This is a genomic window from Pseudomonas sp. GW823-FHT02E01, from assembly GCF_058797535.1.
In genome coordinates this window covers 516,764-533,391 of record NZ_JBXAJS010000002.1, presented here as the reverse complement: position 1 = coordinate 533,391, position 16,628 = coordinate 516,764, and the positions used below count along the sequence as shown (strand labels likewise).

Below are 16,628 nucleotides of genomic sequence, written 5' to 3'. Positions count from 1 at the left end.
AAGCTGTTATAAAGTTGCGCGCTAACCTATTAAGAGCCTTGCCTAATGCGTTCATTTTTCAAGACATGGCTAACCATTTGCCTTTTGATGCCACTGGCCGCCCACGCCACCAATCGTGAGCAACGTCTTCCAAACGTTAATGGTTACACCCCAAAATCCCATGCCTCTGCTCCTTCGAGCAAAGACAAGAAATCCGCTAAATATGCTCCAAGCCTGGCCAGCAGCAAAAGCGGCCTGGTTCCACCGATGGGCACCAAGGAAAGCAGCGACGTGCTTAGCCGCGCGGTGAACGTCCTCGGTACCCCTTATCGTTGGGGCGGCAGCAGCCCAAGCAAAGGCTTCGATTGCAGCGGCCTGGTGAAATACGCGTTCAACGACGCCACGTTCGACCTGCCACGCACCTCCAACGCCATGGCCAGCGGTCATGGGGAGAAAGTCGATCGCAACGACCTGAAGCCGGGCGACCTGATTTTCTTCAACATCAAGAGTCGTCGGGTCAATCACGTTGCCATTTACCTGGGTAACGACCGCTTCATCCACGCGCCACGTCGTGGCAAGTCGGTCTCCATCGACACTTTGAAGAAACCGTACTGGGAAAACCACTACGTGGTTGCCAAGCGGGTTCTGCCGAAAGAACAAAATGCGTTGCGGGTTGTTCAGCGCTGATTTCATCGCCCTGAATCTGCATCGAACATGATGACCCCATCGCGAGCAAGCTCGCTCCCACAGGATTGATGCAGTCCATGTGGGAGCGAGCTTGCTCGCGAAGAGACCCTTGAAAGCACCTCAAATCTTCCTCAAAAATTATCCGGCGACCGCGCCTTCTCCCGCGCATGGTCACGACTGACCAACCCCTTGGTCACCAGGTCCTTCAAGCTCATATCCAGCGTCTGCATCCCCAGCGACCCTCCCGACTGAATCGCCGAGTACATCTGCGCCACCTTGTCCTCGCGGATCAGGTTCCGGATCGCCGATGTCCCCAGCATGATCTCGTGGGCCGCGATGCGTCCGCCGCCGATTTTCTTCACCAGGGTCTGGGACACCACCGCCAGCAGCGACTCGGAGAGCATCGAGCGCACCATCGACTTCTCGTCCCCCGGAAACACATCGACCACCCGGTCGATGGTTTTCGCCGCCGACGTGGTGTGCAGCGTGCCGAACACCAGATGACCGGTTTCGGCCGCGGTCAACGCCAGGCGAATGGTTTCCAGATCGCGCATCTCCCCCACCAGGATCACATCCGGGTCTTCCCGCAGTGCCGAACGCAAGGCGGTGGCGAAACTACGGGTATCACGATGGACTTCACGCTGATTGATCAGGCATTTGCGCGACTCGTGAACGAACTCGATGGGGTCTTCGATGGTGAGGATGTGGTGATGACGATGGGTATTGAGGTAATCGATCATCGCCGCCAGCGTGGTGGACTTGCCGGAACCGGTAGGGCCGGTTACCAGCACCAGGCCACGGGGAGCGTCGGTCATCTTGCGGAACACGTCGCCCATGCCCAGCTCATCCATGCTCTGCACTTTCGCCGGGATGGTGCGAAACACCGCGCCCGCGCCACGGTTCTGGTTGAACACATTGACCCGAAAACGCGCCACGCCGGGTACTTCAAAGGAAAAGTCGGTTTCCAGATGCTTTTCGAACTCCACCCGCTGGGCGTCATTCATGATGGCATGGATCAGAGTCTGTACCTGTTGGTGATCCAGGGCCGGCAGATTGATGCGTCGCACATCACCGTCGACGCGAATCATCGGCGGCAGGCCGGCGGACAAGTGCAGATCGGATGCCCCCTGTTTGGCGCTGAATGCCAGCAGCTCAGTGATATCCATAGCGCCTCTCAATTCCAGTAGAATGCCGCGAACCTTCAGACCGCTGGCGCCTCTTGATGTCCACCATAGCAGACAACATTCTTCAGGTTAGTTCGCGCATACATGCTGCAACACTTGCCGCGAACCGCGCCGAAAACAGCGTCCAGTTGCTGGCTGTGAGCAAGACCAAACCCGCTCAAGACCTGCGTGAAGCCTACGCCGCCGGCCTGCGCGACTTTGGCGAGAACTACCTTCAGGAAGCGCTGGGCAAGCAACTCGAACTGGCCGACCTGCCCTTGATCTGGCACTTCATCGGCCCCATTCAATCGAACAAGACTCGCGCTATCGCCGAGCACTTCGACTGGGTGCATTCCGTGGATCGCCTGAAAATCGCACAACGGCTGTCCGAACAACGTCCCGCCGATTTGCCGCCCTTGAACATCTGTATTCAGGTCAATGTCAGCGGCGAGGCCAGCAAGTCCGGCTGCACCCCGGCCGATCTGCCGGCCCTGGCCAACGCCATCTGCGCCCTGCCGCGCCTGAAACTGCGCGGGTTGATGGCAATCCCCGAGCCGACGGAAGATCGCGCCACCCAGGATGCCGCTTTCGCTACCGTGCAAAGTCTGCAAGCCAGCCTGAACCTGCCGCTCGACACACTTTCCATGGGCATGAGCCACGATCTCGAATCGGCCATCGCCCAAGGCGCCACTTGGGTGCGGATCGGTACCGCCCTGTTTGGCGCCCGCGACTACGGCCAGCCTTGAAAAATGGCTGACTCTTCTCTTTATAAGGACCTGACATGAGCAAGACACGTATTGCCTTTATCGGTGCCGGCAACATGGCCGCCAGTCTGATCGGCGGCCTGCGGGCCAAGGGTCTGGAAGCAGCACAGATCCGCGCCAGCGATCCGGGCGAAGAAACCCGTGCCCGCGTGAGCGCTGAACACGGCATAGAAACCTTTGCCGACAACGCCCAGGCCATCGACGGTGCCGACGTGGTCGTGCTGGCGGTCAAACCCCAGGCGATGAAAGCCGTGTGCGAAGCCATTCGCCCAAGCCTCAAGCCCCATCAACTGGTGGTTTCGATTGCCGCAGGCATCACCTGCGCCAGCATGAACAACTGGCTCGGCGCCCAGCCGATCGTGCGCTGCATGCCCAACACCCCGGCGCTGGTACGTCAGGGTGCGAGCGGTCTGTTCGCAACAACCGAAGTGTCAGCCGAACAGCGTCAGCAGGCCCAGGAACTGCTGTCCGCGGTGGGCATCGCCCTATGGCTGAATGACGAGCAGCAATTGGATGCCGTCACCGCCGTTTCCGGCTCGGGCCCGGCGTATTTCTTCCTGCTGATCGAAGCCATGACCGCCGCCGGCGTGAAACTCGGCCTGCCGGCGGACATCGCTGCGCAACTGACCCTGCAAACCGCCCTGGGCGCCGCACATATGGCGGTCTCCAGCGACGTCGACGCGGCCGAGTTACGCCGCCGTGTCACCTCGCCTGCCGGCACCACGGAAGCTGCAATCAAGTCGTTCCAGGCCAATGGCTTTGAAGCCTTGGTCGAAAAAGCACTCGGCGCTGCCGCGCATCGCTCGGCCGAGATGGCCGAACAACTGGGTCAATAAGGAGCTTTTCATGATTGGATTGAATACTGCAGCGGTCTACGTGCTGCAAACCCTCGGCAGCCTGTACCTGCTGATCGTGCTGATGCGTTTCGTACTGCAACTGGTGCGGGCGAACTTCTACAACCCGATTTGCCAGTTCATCGTGAAGGCCACCCAGCCGCTGCTCAAGCCGCTGCGCCGGATCATCCCGAGCGTATTCGGCCTGGACATGTCCTCGCTGGTGCTGGCGATCCTGGTGCAACTGGCGCTGATGGCCCTGACCCTGCTGCTGACCTACGGCACCATCGGCAACCCGCTGCAATTGCTGATCTGGTCGATCATTGGCGTGACCGCGCTGTTCATGAAGATTTTCTTCTTCGCCCTGATCATCAGCGTGATCCTGTCCTGGGTCGCCCCGGGCAGCCATAACCCGGGCGCCGAGCTGGTGAACGACGTCTGCGAACCGGCCCTGGCGCCGTTCCGCAAGTTCCTGCCGAACCTGGGCGGCCTGGATCTGTCGCCGATCTTTGCGTTCCTGGCACTCAAGCTGATCGACATGCTGGTGATCAACAACCTCGCCGCCATGACCATGATGCCGCAAATCCTCCGTGTGTTGATCTGACCCGGTGAGCTGGTTTCGCTGGGACGGTGACGACCTGATTCTGGAGTGTCACCTGCAACCGGCAGCCCGCAGTGATGACTTCTGCGGGCTGCACGGCGATCGCCTGAAGATCCGCCTGACCGCGCCGCCGGTCGAGGGCAAGGCCAACGCGCATCTGATGGCGTTTCTGGCCAAGGCCTTTGGCGTGTCAAAGAGCCGGGTCAGCCTGATCAGTGGCGAGTTGAACCGGCAGAAACGGGTGCGAATCTGCTCACCGAAGAAGTTGCCGGACTTGCCTGATCTCGTGCGTCCGGCAGGCTGACCGCGTCATCGTTCATCGCGAGCAGGCTCGCTCCCACATGGACCGCATCAATCCTGTGGGAGCGGGCTTGCTCGCGAAGGCCGCACCGCGGTTCTGCTGAATGAAATCAGGCCCGATCGTTGCTTGCCGCTAACCCCAGCGGTCTTTAGACTTACGCCTCATTTCAATGAGAGCAGGGTCGATGCCAGCTGCCTTCCCCCCCGATTCTGTTGGTCTGGTGACGCCGCAAGTGGCGCACTTCAGCGAACCCCTGGCGTTGGCCTGCGGTCGCTCGCTCCCGGCCTATGACCTGATCTACGAAACCTACGGCACGCTCAACGCCACGGCGAGCAACGCCGTGCTGATCTGCCACGCCCTGTCCGGCCATCACCACGCCGCCGGCTACCACAGCGCCGACGACCGCAAACCCGGTTGGTGGGACAGCTGCATCGGTCCCGGCAAGCCGATCGACACCAGCAAGTTCTTCGTGGTCAGCCTGAACAACCTCGGCGGCTGCAACGGTTCCACCGGCCCGAGCAGTATCAACCCGGACACCGGCAAGCCGTTCGGCGCCGACTTTCCGGTATTGACCGTGGAAGACTGGGTGCACAGTCAGGCGCGTTTGGCGGACCGTCTCGGCATCGCCCAGTTCGCGGCCGTTATCGGCGGCAGCCTCGGCGGCATGCAGGCGATGCAATGGAGCATCACTTACCCTGACCGCATCCGTCACTGCCTGGCCATCGCCTCGGCACCCAAGCTGTCGGCGCAGAACATCGCGTTCAACGAAGTGGCGCGCCAGGCGATCCTCACCGACCCGGAATTCCACGGCGGTTCGTTCCAGGAACACAACGTGATCCCCAAGCGCGGCCTGATGCTGGCGCGGATGGTCGGGCACATCACCTACCTGTCCGACGACTCCATGGGCGAGAAATTCGGCCGCGGGCTCAAGAGCGAGAAGCTCAACTACGACTTCCACAGCGTCGAGTTCCAGGTGGAAAGCTACTTGCGCTATCAGGGCGAGGAGTTCTCCGGACGCTTTGATGCCAACACTTACCTGTTGATGACCAAAGCGCTCGACTACTTCGATCCGGCGGCGAACTTCGACGATAACCTGGCGAAAACCTTTGAAGGCGCCAAGGCCAAGTTCTGCGTGATGTCGTTCACCACCGACTGGCGCTTCTCCCCTGCCCGCTCGCGGGAACTGGTGGACGCGCTGATGGCCGCGCGCAAGGACGTCTGCTACCTCGAGATCGACGCTCCGCAAGGCCACGACGCCTTCCTGATTCCGATCCCGCGCTACCTGCAGGCATTCGGCAATTACATGAACCGCATTACGTTGTGAGAAAGCCATGAGAGCTGATCTGGAAATCATCCAGGAATGGATCCCCGCCGGCAGCCGCGTGCTCGACCTCGGGTGCGGCGATGGCGAACTGCTGACCTGGCTGCGCGATAACAAGCAAGTCACCGGTTATGGCCTGGAAAACGACGCCGACAATATCGCCGAGTGCGTGGCCAAGGGCATCAACGTCATCGAACAGGACCTGGACAAGGGCCTGGGCAACTTTGCCAGCAACAGTTTCGATGTCGTGGTCATGACCCAGGCGCTGCAAGCGGTGCACTACCCGGACAGGATCCTCGAGGAAATGCTGCGCGTCGGTCGCCAGTGCATCATCACCTTCCCCAACTTCGGCCACTGGCGGTGTCGCTGGTACCTGGCGAGCAAGGGCCGCATGCCGGTTTCCGAGTTCCTGCCCTACACCTGGTACAACACGCCGAACATTCACTTCTGCACCTTCGCCGACTTTGAAGCCTTGTGTCGCGAACGTGAAGCGAAGGTCATTGATCGGCTGGCCGTGGATCAACAGCATCGGCACGGGTGGGCCAGCAAGCTATGGCCTAATCTGTTAGGTGAGATCGGTATCTACCGCGTCAGCAGTCCGGGACTTTCCGACCACAAGGTCGCGGTCTGATCCACCCTACTTCAAGGAGAACGATCATGGGTCGTCTAGCGTTGTTTCTACTCACTGCCTGCCTGAGCGTCACCGCCATTGCCGCCGACGCCATCAAGAGCGAACGCAAGGAAACCTTCGGTGACGTGACGGTGCACTACAACACCTTCAACTCCACCTACCTGCTACCGGACGTTGCCAAGGCTGCCCAGCTGACCCGCAGCAAGGATCAGGGCGTGATCAACATTTCGGTGATCAAGGCCGGCACGCCGATGGCGGCCGACGTCAGCGGCACCGTCAAAGACCTGACCAGCCAAAGCTACACACTGAACTTCAAGCAGGTCACCGAGCAAGGAGCGATTTACTACATCGCCCAATACCCGGTACCGCAGCAGGAAATCCGCACCTTCAACATCAAGGTGCAGACGGGCGACAAGATCAACACCATCAATTTCAACCAAGAGCTCTTCCCTGGCCAATGATCAACTTCACGCAACTCGTACTGGCCAGCCATAACGCCGGCAAACTCAAGGAACTCCAGGCCATGCTCGGCGAGTCGGTGCACCTGCGCTCGATCGGCGAGTTCAGCAGCGTCGAGCCCGAAGAGACTGGTTTATCGTTCGTCGAGAACGCCATCCTCAAGGCCCGCAATGCCGCGCGCATTTCCGGCCTGCCGGCGCTGGCCGACGATTCCGGGCTGGCGGTGGATTTCCTTGGCGGCGCGCCCGGTATCTACTCGGCGCGTTATGCCGATGGCAAGGGCGATGCGGCGAACAACGCCAAGCTGCTCGACGTGTTGAAAGACGTGCCTGAAGCCGAACGTGGCGCGCAGTTCGTATGCGTGCTGGCACTGGTGCGCCACGCCGATGATCCGTTGCCGATCCTCTGCGAAGGTTTGTGGCACGGGCGAATCCTGACCCAGGCCAGCGGCGAACACGGTTTTGGCTACGACCCGCTGTTCTGGGTGCCGGAGCGCGATTGCTCCAGCGCCGAGCTGAGCCCAGGCGACAAGAACCAGATCAGCCACCGCGCCCGTGCAATGGATCTGCTGCGCCAGCGTCTGGGCTTGAAATGACCCGTGAATCATCCGCGTCGCCGCTGATCTTCGGCGGCGATGCTCTATCGCCTCGGGCGGCCCTGCCTGTGCTGCCGCCGCTGGCGCTGTATATCCACATCCCGTGGTGCGTGCGCAAATGCCCTTATTGCGACTTCAACTCCCACACGGCCAGCCCCGTGCTGCCGGAAGAAGAGTACGTCGACGCATTGCTGGCCGATCTCGATCAGGACCTGCACGCCGTTTATGGTCGTGAGCTGAGCTCGATTTTCTTTGGTGGCGGCACGCCAAGCCTGTTCAGCGCTGATTCGCTGGGTCGTTTGCTCAAAGGCGTCGAACAGCGCATTCCGTTTGCCAGCGACATCGAAATCACGCTGGAAGCCAATCCGGGGACATTCGAGCAAGACAAGTTCGTGGCGTACCGGAAACTGGGGATCAATCGCCTGTCGATCGGTATTCAGAGCTTTCAGCAAGAAAAGCTCGAGGCCCTGGGACGGATTCACAACGGTGACGAAGCCGTACGCGCCGCCGGTATGGCGCGGCAGGCCGGGTTCGACAACTTCAACCTGGACTTGATGCATGGCTTGCCGAATCAGTCCCTGGACGATGCCTTGGCGGACCTGCGCACAGCCATCGCCCTGAAACCGACTCACCTGTCGTGGTATCAACTGACCCTGGAGCCGAACACAGTATTCTGGAACCAGCCACCGACTCTGCCGGAAGACGACACGCTGTGGGACATTCAGGAGGCCGGGCAAGCACTGCTGGCTGAACATGGTTACGTGCAATACGAAGTTTCGGCCTATGCCCTGCCCGGTCGCCCGGCGCGCCACAACCTCAATTACTGGAGTTTTGGCGACTTCATTGGCATCGGCGCCGGCGCCCATGGCAAGCTCAGCCATCCGGACGGGCGCATCATTCGCACCTGGAAGACCCGCCTGCCCAAGGATTACCTGAATCCGGCGAAAAGCTTTAAGGCCGGCGAGAAAGCGCTGACCAATGAAGAGATGCCGTTCGAGTTCCTGATGAACGCGCTGCGCCTGACTGAAGGCGTCGAATCGAGGCTGTACCCGGAACGTACCGGCATGACGCTGGAAAGCCTCGCTGAAGGCCGCCGTGAAGCCGAACAAAGCGGCCTGTTGCAGGTCGAACCTTCACGTCTGGTAGCCACCGAGCGCGGACAACTCTTCCTCAACGACTTGCTGCAGAAATTTCTGACATAAGGAAATCGAATGGATTTGGTACTCGACCTGCTTGCCACTGTGTCTCGCTGGAGCCGCAGCAACCTCTCGGAAATCGCCCTGGCCCTGGTGGGCTGCCTGCTGGTGCTGTTTGGTGCGGATTTCAAAGGCTGGGTCGAGCAACGCCTGGGCAGCATCGCCGGCGCCTTGCGTGTGCCGCTGATGTCTCTGCTGTGCATGATCGGCAGCGGCGCGGCACTGATCTATGCCACGCCCTGGGTCGTGCGCGGCTTGAGCCAGTTCAACAACTACAGCCTGGCGCCGGTGTTGCTGGTGGTGCTGGTGTTGATTGGCGTGGTCGCTGACCGCCGCTGATCTCAGCCACACCCTAAAACAACTGTGGGAGCGAGCTTGCTCGCGATGAGGCCATAACATCCAACATCTCTGTTGACTGCCAGGCCGCCATCACGAGCAAGCTCGCTCCCACAGGTTTTACGCCAGTTTTTCGAACTTCAAATCCCACACCCCATGCCCAAGACGTTCGCCACGGCGTTCGAACTTGGTGATCGGGCGCTCGGCCGGGCGTGGTACGCACTTGCCGTCTTCGGCGAGGTTGCGGTAACCCGGCGCGACGTTCATCACTTCCAGCATGTATTCGGCGTACGGTTCCCAGTCAGTGGCCATGTGCAGAATGCCGCCGACTTTCAATTTGCTGCGCACCAACTCAGCGAAGGACGCCTGAACGATACGACGCTTGTGGTGACGGCTCTTGTGCCACGGATCCGGGAAAAACAGCATCAGGCGATCGAGGCTGTTATCGGCCACGCAGCGGTTGAGCACTTCGATAGCATCGCAATCGTAGACCCGCAGGTTGGTCAGGCCTTGTGTCAGCACGCCATTGAGCAGCGCACCGACACCCGGACGGTGAACCTCAACGCCAATGAAATCCTGATCCGGCGCAGCCGCTGCCATTTCCAGCAGCGAATGGCCCATGCCGAAACCGATTTCCAGCGAGCGCGGTGCCGAGCGACCGAACACCTGGTCGAAATCCACCGGCGCGTCGGCCAGCGGCAGCACGAACAGCGGAGTGCCCTGCTCCAGGCCCTTTTGCTGGCCTTCGGTCATGCGCCCGGCGCGCATCACGAAACTCTTGATGCGGCGGTGTTGGCGCTCGTCGCCTTCTTCCGTCTGGATAGGCGTGTCGTTCGATTCAGTCATCAATGGCTCTTACTTGATCAGACCATCCAGCGGCGAAGAGGCGCTGGCATAGAGTTTTTTCGGCATGCGGCCGGCGAGGTAGGCCAAGCGGCCTGCGACGATCGCATGTTTCATGGCTTCAGCCATCATGACCGGCTGCTGGGCGTGGGCGATGGCCGAGTTCATCAGCACCGCATCACAACCCAGTTCCATGGCGATAGTGGCGTCGGAAGCGGTACCGACACCGGCATCCACCAGCACCGGGATCTTGGCTTCTTCGAGGATGATCTGCAGGTTATATGGATTGCAGATCCCCAGGCCCGAACCGATCAGACCGGCCAGCGGCATCACCGCGATGCAGCCGATTTCCGCCAATTGACGGGCGATGATCGGATCATCACTGGTGTAGACCATCACGTCGAAGCCTTCCTTGACCAGCGTTTCGGCAGCCTTGAGGGTTTCGATCACGTTGGGGAACAGGGTTTTCTGATCCGCCAGCACTTCCAGCTTGACCAGGTTGTGGCCATCGAGCAGCTCACGGGCCAGGCGGCAGGTGCGCACAGCCTCGATAGCGTCATAGCAACCGGCGGTGTTCGGCAGGAAGGTGTAGCGGTCCGGCGACAGCACTTCGAGCAGGTTCGGCTCGCCCTCGATCTGGCCAAGGTTGGTGCGGCGCACGGCGAAAGTGACGATCTCGGCACCCGAGGCTTCGATGGCCAGGCGGGTTTCTTCCATGTCACGGTACTTGCCGGTACCGACCAGCAAACGCGACTGGTAAGTACGACCGGCCAGGACGAAAGGCTTGTCGCTGCGAACGATGCTCATGGGAAATCCTCTGTAGGGGTGAGGTACTTGCAGAATTCTGTGGCCACTGGGGCGAGGCTGCTAGCCGCCGCCGATGGCGTGCACCACTTCGACGTTGTCGCCGTCGTTCAACGTGGTGTCTGCGTGCTGACTGCGCGGGACGATATCCAGATTGAGTTCGACCGCCACCCGGCGTCCGGTCAGGTCCAGACGGGTCAGCAGGGCCGCAACGGTTTCACCGTCGGGCAGTTCAAAGGATTCGCCGTTCAACTGAATGCGCATGCCGGATGCCGCCATCATTTTTAGGGGCTGGCATTCTAGCCCGATCGTGACCTAAAGGTCAGCAATAAGCGTCAAGTGGTCAGCGGCAAGCGCCAGGCGGCGAGGCCCAGGCAGAGCCAGCCCGCGAGGAAGGCCAGGCCACCGAACGGGGTGACAATGCCAAGCTTGCTGATACCCGTCAGCGTCAGCACGTAAAGGCTGCCGGAGAACAGCAGGATCCCGACGGCAAACGATGCGCCGGCCCATGTGAGCAAACGGCCGGGAATCTGCGTGGCCAGCAGCGCCACGCCCAGCAGCGCCAGGGTGTGCACCAGCTGGTAAGTGACGCCGGTATGAAAAATCGTCAGATATTCAGGTGTCAGACGGTTTTTCAGGCCATGGGCGGCAAAGGCCCCGAGGCCGACACCGGTGAAGCCGAAAAAAGCGGCCAGCATCAGAAAGCCACGCAGCATGCAGAACTCCAGTCAGTTTCGATCCAAAGGGTCTGTATAATGGCCCGCTCAACGGGTTCGGCCAAGCCATCTCTATGCTGCGTATCTATTTCCGTCATTTCTCCAAGGCCGTGCTCTGGTTCATGGGTGGCAGCGTATTGCTGGTGCTGATCTTTCGCGTGGTGCCGCCACCGGGGACGACGCTGATGGTCGAGCGCAAGATCGAATCCTGGTTTGACGGCGAACCCATCGACCTGCAACGGACCTGGAAACCCTGGGACGAAATCTCCGATGACCTGAAAGTCGCGGTGATTGCCGGCGAAGACCAGAAATTCCCGGAGCACTGGGGCTTCGATATCGGCGCGATTCAGGCGGCGTTTGCCCATAACGAGCGCGGCGGTTCGATCCGTGGCGCCAGTACCCTCAGCCAGCAAGTCTCGAAAAACCTGTTCCTGTGGTCTGGCCGCAGCTGGCTGCGTAAAGGCCTGGAGGCCTGGTTCACCGGACTGATCGAAGTGTTCTGGCCCAAGCAACGAATTCTTGAGGTGTACCTCAACAGTGTCGAGTGGGATGACGGCGTGTTTGGCGCCGAAGCGGCGGCCCGGCATCACTTTGGCGTGAGCGCCAGGAACCTCAGCCGTCAGCAATCGAGTTTGTTGGCCGCCGTGCTGCCCAACCCTCGCGTGTGGAGTGCGAGCCATCCGACCGCTTACGTGGCGCGACGTGCAGGCTGGATTCGGAGACAGATGAGCCAGTTAGGTGGCGACAGCTATCTGGTCGGGCTGAACGATTCGCGCCGGGCGCCTTGGGCCCAATAACTGATCCCAATTTTTCAGACCCTGAAAACCACTGTGGGAGCGGGCTTGCCCGCGATGACGGCCTGACATTCAACTTTTATATTGAATGTTCGGGCCTCATCGCGAGCAAGCCCGCTCCCACAGGATCAATGATCGGGGCGTTTTTTATTGCCTGCTCGCCAGTTACGCAGCGATCGACAACTTGAGCTTGTTCATCGCGCTTTTCTCAAGCTGACGAATACGCTCGGCCGACACGTTGTACTTCTGCGCCAGGTCGTGCAGCGTGGCTTTTTCTTCCGCCAGCCAGCGCTGGTAGAGGATGTCACGGCTGCGGTCGTCCAGCACTTCCAGCGCTTCGTGCAGGTTGTGGTTGGAGTTGTCGCTCCAGTCGGCATCTTCCAGTTGACGGGCCGGATCGTACCGGTGGTCTTCCAGATAGTTGGCCGGCGACTGGAATGCACTGTCGTCGTCCGCTTCGGCAGCCGGATCGAAGGCCATGTCATGGCCGGTCAGGCGGCTTTCCATCTCGCGTACTTCCCGAGGCTCTACACCCAGGCTTTCCGCTACGCGATGGACTTCTTCGTTGTTCAGCCAGGCCAGACGCTTCTTCTGGCTGCGCAGGTTGAAGAACAACTTGCGCTGGGCCTTGGTGGTCGCGACTTTCACGATGCGCCAGTTGCGCAGGATGAACTCGTGGATTTCCGCCTTGATCCAGTGCACGGCAAAGGACACCAGGCGCACGCCCATTTCCGGGTTGAAGCGCTTCACGGCCTTCATCAGGCCGACGTTGCCTTCCTGGATCAGGTCAGCCTGAGCCAGACCGTAGCCGGAATAGCTACGGGCGATATGTACGACAAAACGCAGGTGGGCGAGCACCATCTGCCGAGCCGCCCCCAAATCCTGCTCATAATAGAGACTCTCGGCCAGTTCACGCTCCTGCTCCGGCGACAGCAATGGAATGCTGTTGACGGTGTGCACATAGGCCTCCAGGTTCGCACCCGGGACCAGAGCATATGCAGGTTGCAAAGAATTGGTCATACGAAAAAACCTCCGACTTACAAACTCGTGCAGTTCAGCACTGCGAAAATTGACCGGAAACCGAAAGACAAGTTCCCTAAAACCCAAAAACGCTGAAAGGTCAATACGAGCAAAATGATACTACTTAGGCGCAAGCTCCCTCAGGTGGCGTGCGACTGCAATCCATGCACCGATATACCCCAACAGCACCGCGCCAAGCAAGAGAGACAGACCGTCGGCAACTGGCACTCCAGCCAGCGCAAAATCACTGCCGTACAAACCGGCCAGCCCCACCACCGCGTCGTTCAGCCAATCAAGGCCGAACGCCAGAACGCCCCAGGACAGAATCCCCGCACCGAAGCCATACAGCGCACCCATATACAGAAAGGGCCTGCGCACATAGCTGTCAGTGCCGCCGACTAGTTTAATCACTTCTATCTCTGTGCGGCGGTTTTCAATATGAAGACGAATGGTATTGCCTATCACCAAAAGTAATGCAGAAACCAGAAGCACGGTCAGACCGAAGACAAAACGGTCACCCAGCTTGAGGATGGCTGCCAGACGCTCGACCCAGACTAAATCAAGTTGCGCCTGTTGTACCTTCGGCAGCTCGGATAGTTTTTGTCTTAATGCTTCAAGGGCCGGCTTGTCGACTTCAGTCGGCGTCACCAGGACCACGCCCGGCAGCGGGTTCTCCGGCAATTCCTTGAGCGCCTCGCCCAGCCCGGACTGTTGCTGGAACTCTTCCAGCGCCTGATCCCGGCCAACGTATTCGGCCTCGGCGACGCCAGGCATGCCCTTGATCTGATCGCGCAGCGCTTCGCCTTCGGCCGGCTTGGCCTCAAGGTCCAGATACAGGGAAATCTGCGCCGCGCGCTGCCAGGAACCGCCCAGACGCTCGACGTTACTTAGCAAAAGTGACAGCCCCATGGGCAAACTCAGGGCCACCGCCATCACCATGCAGGTGAAGAAACTGCCGATAGGCTGCTTGCCCAGGCGGCGCAGGCTGTCCACCAGACTGGCGCGATGACTTTCGATCCAGGCGCGGAACAACGTGGCAAAGTCCGGCCCGTCGTCATCGTCGTGTTTTTTCTTTTGCGGTTGCGGATCGGCGGCCTTCGGGGCCACACGCTCGGAAACCTTGGGGCTACGTGTTGCACTCATACCGCGGCCTCCCCGTCACCGATCAATCGACCGCGTTGCAAGGTCAGCATGCGATGGCGCATGCGGGCGATCAGGGCCAGGTCGTGACTGGCGATCAGCACGCTGGTACCCAGGCGATTGATGTCTTCGAACACACCCATGATCTCGGCGGCCAGGCGCGGGTCGAGGTTACCGGTCGGCTCATCCGCCAGCAGCAAGGCCGGACGGTGAACGATGGCGCGGGCGATGCCGACGCGCTGTTGCTGACCGGTGGACAGGTCACCCGGGTATAGATCGGTTTTATCCGACAGCGCCACGCGCTCCAGTGCCGAGTCCACGCGCTTGGCGATCTCGGCCTTGGACAGCCCCAGGATCTGCAAAGGCAACGCGACGTTATTGAACACCGTGCGATCGAACAGCAACTGGTGATTCTGGAACACCACGCCGATCTGCCGACGCAAGAAAGGAATCTGCGCGTTGCTGATGGTGCTCAGGTCTTGCCCGGCGAGCAGCAACTTGCCGCTGGTCGGGCGTTCCATCGCCAGCAACAGGCGCAACAGCGTGGATTTACCGGCGCCGGAATGGCCGGTGACAAACAAGAACTCGCCACGACGGACTCGAAAGCTCAGCTCATGCAAGCCGACGTGACCGTTCGGGTAGCGCTTACCGACCTGTTCGAAACGAATCATGAACGCTCCCGCTCGGCAAACAATGCCTGGACAAAGGGTTCTGCTTCAAAGGTACGCAAATCGTCGATGCCTTCGCCGACGCCAATGTAGCGGATCGGCAGGCCGAATTGCTTGGCCAGGGCGAAAATCACCCCGCCTTTGGCGGTACCGTCGAGCTTGGTCAGCGCCAGGCCGGTCAGTTCGACGGTCTGGTTGAATTGCTTGGCCTGGTTGATGGCGTTCTGGCCGGTACCGGCGTCAAGCACCAACAGCACTTCGTGAGGTGCGTCAGCGTCGAGCTTGCCAATCACCCGGCGAACCTTTTTCAGCTCTTCCATCAGGTTGTCTTTGGTGTGCAGGCGGCCGGCGGTGTCGGCGATCAGCACATCGATGCCACGGGCCTTGGCGGCCTGCACGGCGTCGAAGATCACCGAGGCCGAGTCGGCACCAGTGTGCTGCGCGATCACCGGGATCTTGTTGCGCTCACCCCATACCTGCAATTGCTCCACCGCCGCGGCACGGAAGGTGTCGCCGGCGGCGAGCATGACTTTCTTGCCTTCCAGCTGCAGTTTCTTCGCCAGCTTGCCGATGGTGGTGGTCTTGCCGGCACCGTTGACGCCGACGACCAGAATCACGAACGGCTTGTTTTGCGAGGCGATTTTCAGCGGCTGCTCGACAGGCTTGAGCATCGCTGCCAGCTCGGCTTGCAGGGATTTGTACAGGGCATCGGCATCGGCCAGCTCCTTGCGCGCAACCTTCTGCGTCAGGCGCTGAATGATCACCGAGGTGGCTTCGACACCCACGTCGGCGGTCAGCAAACGGGTTTCGAGGTCTTCGAGCAACTCGTCATCAATGACCTTTTTGCCCAGGAACAGGCTGGCCATGCCTTCGCCGATACTGGCGCTGGTCTTGGACAGGCCCTGCTTGAGGCGGGCGAAGAAACCGGCTTTGGTTTCTTCGGTGCGTACCGGCTCGACCGGAGCTTCGACGGGCGCCGCGATCGGCTCAGGAATCGGAGCGGGTGCCGGTGCTTGAGCAACCGGAGCAACCGGAGCAACCGGAGCAACGAATACCGGAACCTCTGGCTGACTGACAACGGGCACAGGCTCGGCCACGACGACTGGCTGAACAATCGGTTCGACCACAGGCGCGTGAACCGGTGCAGGCGTAAACGCTGCCGGAGCCGGAATCGGTGGTGTCACGTGAGGAGCCAGGTCATTTTCGACCAATGCCACGGGTTCTTCGGCCACTGGCAGGGTCAACCACGGTTCGGCCGTCGGGACCGGAGGCTGTTCGGTGTCGATTTCGCTGACTGGCTGGGGAACGGCTTCAACCTTGGGTTGCAGCGACGGCTCGGCAATCGGCAGAACAACCGGCGCGGGCGTTTCTTCTATTACCGGGACCGGCGTCGGCGCAGGTTCAGGAATGGCTTGTGGCTGTTCGACGACGGGTTCCTGCGGCTTTTTGCGCAGCCATCCGAACAGGCTTTTCTTCTCGCCAGCCGCAGCTGGGGTCTTCTTGTCGTCGTTGGAACCAAACATGGAGGACGGCTATCTCACGGTAGCGACGCGCCAATGGCGCCCCGGCAATTAAATATTCGATGCAGAACAGACTGCGATTGACCCAGCTTGTTCACGCGCAACATTTTGTCGAGGTGCGAACGGCACCTCACGGAAACGTTTTTACGAAGGACTAAAGCAGCAAAATCGGCGAAAAAGCAGAGTTTAGTTGATAAATTCCAACCTTCTGCTGCAAACCCATACAACCTGATCAAACGCAAAGGCCTGATAGGCGT

At 60.3% G+C, this 16,628-nt stretch carries 21 protein-coding genes; 12 read left to right on the top strand and 9 right to left on the bottom strand.

Translation table 11 applies throughout. The features are described from left to right. The first annotated feature begins 45 nt into the window (after window positions 1–45). Complete coding sequence (locus AC1RDQ_RS06275; RefSeq protein WP_057712918.1) at window positions 46–666, top strand: C40 family peptidase; 621 nt, start codon at window positions 46–48, stop codon at window positions 664–666. Between the two features lie 131 nt (window positions 667–797). On the opposite strand, the gene AC1RDQ_RS06270 is transcribed toward AC1RDQ_RS06275, so the two are convergent. Beyond that, entirely contained in the window at window positions 798–1,832 is a 1,035-nt protein-coding gene (locus AC1RDQ_RS06270; RefSeq protein ID WP_090451945.1) for a type IV pilus twitching motility protein PilT, read from the bottom strand. Between the two features lie 56 nt (window positions 1,833–1,888). Between AC1RDQ_RS06270 and AC1RDQ_RS06265 the strand changes: the two genes are divergently transcribed. The 10 genes from AC1RDQ_RS06265 (at window position 1,889) to AC1RDQ_RS06220 (ending at window position 8,869) form a co-directional block, all read left to right on the top strand. Beyond that, window positions 1,889–2,575: a YggS family pyridoxal phosphate-dependent enzyme gene (locus tag AC1RDQ_RS06265; RefSeq protein ID WP_057712916.1), complete on the top strand. Its 687-nt coding sequence runs from the start codon at window positions 1,889–1,891 to the stop codon at window positions 2,573–2,575. A gap of 35 nt (window positions 2,576–2,610) precedes the next feature. After that, on the top strand, window positions 2,611–3,429 hold the full coding sequence (gene proC, locus AC1RDQ_RS06260) for a pyrroline-5-carboxylate reductase (RefSeq protein ID WP_090451947.1): 819 nt from the start codon (window positions 2,611–2,613) through the stop codon (window positions 3,427–3,429). Window positions 3,430–3,439: 10 nt separating this feature from the next. Continuing rightward, window positions 3,440–4,030: a YggT family protein gene (locus AC1RDQ_RS06255; RefSeq protein ID WP_489339391.1), complete on the top strand. Its 591-nt coding sequence runs from the start codon at window positions 3,440–3,442 to the stop codon at window positions 4,028–4,030. Window positions 4,031–4,034: 4 nt separating this feature from the next. Beyond that, window positions 4,035–4,331, top strand: a complete 297-nt coding sequence (locus AC1RDQ_RS06250) for a DUF167 domain-containing protein (protein WP_492586731.1) — start codon at window positions 4,035–4,037, stop codon at window positions 4,329–4,331. Between the two features lie 181 nt (window positions 4,332–4,512). Further along, window positions 4,513–5,652 carry a homoserine O-succinyltransferase MetX gene (metX, locus tag AC1RDQ_RS06245; RefSeq protein ID WP_008046479.1) on the top strand — a complete coding sequence of 380 codons (1,140 nt, stop codon included), beginning with the start codon at window positions 4,513–4,515 and terminating at the stop codon, window positions 5,650–5,652. A gap of 7 nt (window positions 5,653–5,659) precedes the next feature. After that, entirely contained in the window at window positions 5,660–6,280 is a 621-nt protein-coding gene (gene metW, locus AC1RDQ_RS06240; RefSeq protein WP_056726485.1) for a methionine biosynthesis protein MetW, read from the top strand. A gap of 26 nt (window positions 6,281–6,306) precedes the next feature. Further along, window positions 6,307–6,741, top strand: a complete 435-nt coding sequence (locus AC1RDQ_RS06235; RefSeq protein ID WP_492586730.1) for a DUF4426 domain-containing protein — start codon at window positions 6,307–6,309, stop codon at window positions 6,739–6,741. Further along, a complete protein-coding gene (gene rdgB / locus AC1RDQ_RS06230; protein ID WP_007987823.1) occupies window positions 6,738–7,334 on the top strand; it encodes an RdgB/HAM1 family non-canonical purine NTP pyrophosphatase in 597 nt (198 codons plus the stop codon). The genes AC1RDQ_RS06235 and rdgB overlap by 4 nt, the downstream gene beginning before the upstream one ends. Continuing rightward, window positions 7,331–8,536: a radical SAM family heme chaperone HemW gene (gene hemW, locus AC1RDQ_RS06225; protein ID WP_256353203.1), complete on the top strand. Its 1,206-nt coding sequence runs from the start codon at window positions 7,331–7,333 to the stop codon at window positions 8,534–8,536. Before rdgB ends, hemW begins: the two co-directional genes overlap by 4 nt. 9 nt (window positions 8,537–8,545) lie before the next feature. Beyond that, a complete protein-coding gene (locus AC1RDQ_RS06220) occupies window positions 8,546–8,869 on the top strand; it encodes a DUF3392 domain-containing protein (protein ID WP_007987827.1) in 324 nt (107 codons plus the stop codon). Window positions 8,870–8,986: 117 nt separating this feature from the next. On the opposite strand, the gene trmB is transcribed toward AC1RDQ_RS06220, so the two are convergent. The 4 genes from trmB to AC1RDQ_RS06200 form a co-directional block, all read right to left on the bottom strand. Next, a complete protein-coding gene (gene trmB, locus AC1RDQ_RS06215) occupies window positions 8,987–9,712 on the bottom strand; it encodes a tRNA (guanosine(46)-N7)-methyltransferase TrmB (protein WP_057712910.1) in 726 nt (241 codons plus the stop codon). Between the two features lie 9 nt (window positions 9,713–9,721). Next, entirely contained in the window at window positions 9,722–10,516 is a 795-nt protein-coding gene (locus tag AC1RDQ_RS06210) for a thiazole synthase (protein WP_007975390.1), read from the bottom strand. Window positions 10,517–10,576: 60 nt separating this feature from the next. Then, window positions 10,577–10,777 carry a sulfur carrier protein ThiS gene (gene thiS / locus AC1RDQ_RS06205; protein WP_007953386.1) on the bottom strand — a complete coding sequence of 67 codons (201 nt, stop codon included), beginning with the start codon at window positions 10,775–10,777 and terminating at the stop codon, window positions 10,577–10,579. 71 nt (window positions 10,778–10,848) lie between these two features. Then, window positions 10,849–11,229 carry a DUF423 domain-containing protein gene (locus AC1RDQ_RS06200; RefSeq protein ID WP_489339393.1) on the bottom strand — a complete coding sequence of 127 codons (381 nt, stop codon included), beginning with the start codon at window positions 11,227–11,229 and terminating at the stop codon, window positions 10,849–10,851. Between the two features lie 74 nt (window positions 11,230–11,303). Between AC1RDQ_RS06200 and mtgA the strand changes: the two genes are divergently transcribed. Continuing rightward, window positions 11,304–12,026, top strand: a complete 723-nt coding sequence (gene mtgA / locus AC1RDQ_RS06195; RefSeq protein ID WP_057712908.1) for a monofunctional biosynthetic peptidoglycan transglycosylase — start codon at window positions 11,304–11,306, stop codon at window positions 12,024–12,026. 162 nt (window positions 12,027–12,188) lie between these two features. Here mtgA and rpoH read toward each other — a convergent pair whose 3' ends face one another. The 4 genes from rpoH to ftsY form a co-directional block, all read right to left on the bottom strand. Continuing rightward, window positions 12,189–13,043 (bottom strand): RNA polymerase sigma factor RpoH, encoded by an 855-nt coding sequence (gene rpoH, locus AC1RDQ_RS06190; protein WP_007975386.1) that lies wholly within the window; start codon window positions 13,041–13,043, stop codon window positions 12,189–12,191. A gap of 120 nt (window positions 13,044–13,163) precedes the next feature. Then, on the bottom strand, window positions 13,164–14,186 hold the full coding sequence (gene ftsX / locus AC1RDQ_RS06185; RefSeq protein ID WP_057712907.1) for a permease-like cell division protein FtsX: 1,023 nt from the start codon (window positions 14,184–14,186) through the stop codon (window positions 13,164–13,166). Beyond that, the gene (ftsE, locus tag AC1RDQ_RS06180) at window positions 14,183–14,854 is read right to left on the bottom strand and encodes a cell division ATP-binding protein FtsE (protein ID WP_007975383.1); all 672 of its coding nucleotides are present in this window, start codon (window positions 14,852–14,854) and stop codon (window positions 14,183–14,185) included. Before ftsE ends, ftsX begins: the two co-directional genes overlap by 4 nt. Further along, complete coding sequence (gene ftsY, locus AC1RDQ_RS06175; protein WP_492586728.1) at window positions 14,851–16,374, bottom strand: signal recognition particle-docking protein FtsY; 1,524 nt, start codon at window positions 16,372–16,374, stop codon at window positions 14,851–14,853. Before ftsY ends, ftsE begins: the two co-directional genes overlap by 4 nt. Window positions 16,375–16,628: the final 254 nt, after the last annotated feature.

Coding starts and splice junctions, on each gene's coding strand:
- AC1RDQ_RS06275 (WP_057712918.1), top strand. CDS start 46: ATGCGTTCATTTTTCAAGACATGGCTAACCATTTGCCTTTTGATGCCA.
- AC1RDQ_RS06270 (WP_090451945.1), bottom strand. CDS start 1,832: ATGGATATCACTGAGCTGCTGGCATTCAGCGCCAAACAGGGGGCATCC.
- AC1RDQ_RS06265 (WP_057712916.1), top strand. CDS start 1,889: ATGTCCACCATAGCAGACAACATTCTTCAGGTTAGTTCGCGCATACAT.
- proC (WP_090451947.1), top strand. CDS start 2,611: ATGAGCAAGACACGTATTGCCTTTATCGGTGCCGGCAACATGGCCGCC.
- AC1RDQ_RS06255 (WP_489339391.1), top strand. CDS start 3,440: ATGATTGGATTGAATACTGCAGCGGTCTACGTGCTGCAAACCCTCGGC.
- metX (WP_008046479.1), top strand. CDS start 4,513: ATGCCAGCTGCCTTCCCCCCCGATTCTGTTGGTCTGGTGACGCCGCAA.
- metW (WP_056726485.1), top strand. CDS start 5,660: ATGAGAGCTGATCTGGAAATCATCCAGGAATGGATCCCCGCCGGCAGC.
- AC1RDQ_RS06235 (WP_492586730.1), top strand. CDS start 6,307: ATGGGTCGTCTAGCGTTGTTTCTACTCACTGCCTGCCTGAGCGTCACC.
- rdgB (WP_007987823.1), top strand. CDS start 6,738: ATGATCAACTTCACGCAACTCGTACTGGCCAGCCATAACGCCGGCAAA.
- hemW (WP_256353203.1), top strand. CDS start 7,331: ATGACCCGTGAATCATCCGCGTCGCCGCTGATCTTCGGCGGCGATGCT.
- AC1RDQ_RS06220 (WP_007987827.1), top strand. CDS start 8,546: ATGGATTTGGTACTCGACCTGCTTGCCACTGTGTCTCGCTGGAGCCGC.
- trmB (WP_057712910.1), bottom strand. CDS start 9,712: ATGACTGAATCGAACGACACGCCTATCCAGACGGAAGAAGGCGACGAG.
- AC1RDQ_RS06210 (WP_007975390.1), bottom strand. CDS start 10,516: ATGAGCATCGTTCGCAGCGACAAGCCTTTCGTCCTGGCCGGTCGTACT.
- thiS (WP_007953386.1), bottom strand. CDS start 10,777: ATGCGCATTCAGTTGAACGGCGAATCCTTTGAACTGCCCGACGGTGAA.
- AC1RDQ_RS06200 (WP_489339393.1), bottom strand. CDS start 11,229: ATGCTGCGTGGCTTTCTGATGCTGGCCGCTTTTTTCGGCTTCACCGGT.
- mtgA (WP_057712908.1), top strand. CDS start 11,304: ATGCTGCGTATCTATTTCCGTCATTTCTCCAAGGCCGTGCTCTGGTTC.
- rpoH (WP_007975386.1), bottom strand. CDS start 13,043: ATGACCAATTCTTTGCAACCTGCATATGCTCTGGTCCCGGGTGCGAAC.
- ftsX (WP_057712907.1), bottom strand. CDS start 14,186: ATGAGTGCAACACGTAGCCCCAAGGTTTCCGAGCGTGTGGCCCCGAAG.
- ftsE (WP_007975383.1), bottom strand. CDS start 14,854: ATGATTCGTTTCGAACAGGTCGGTAAGCGCTACCCGAACGGTCACGTC.
- ftsY (WP_492586728.1), bottom strand. CDS start 16,374: ATGTTTGGTTCCAACGACGACAAGAAGACCCCAGCTGCGGCTGGCGAG.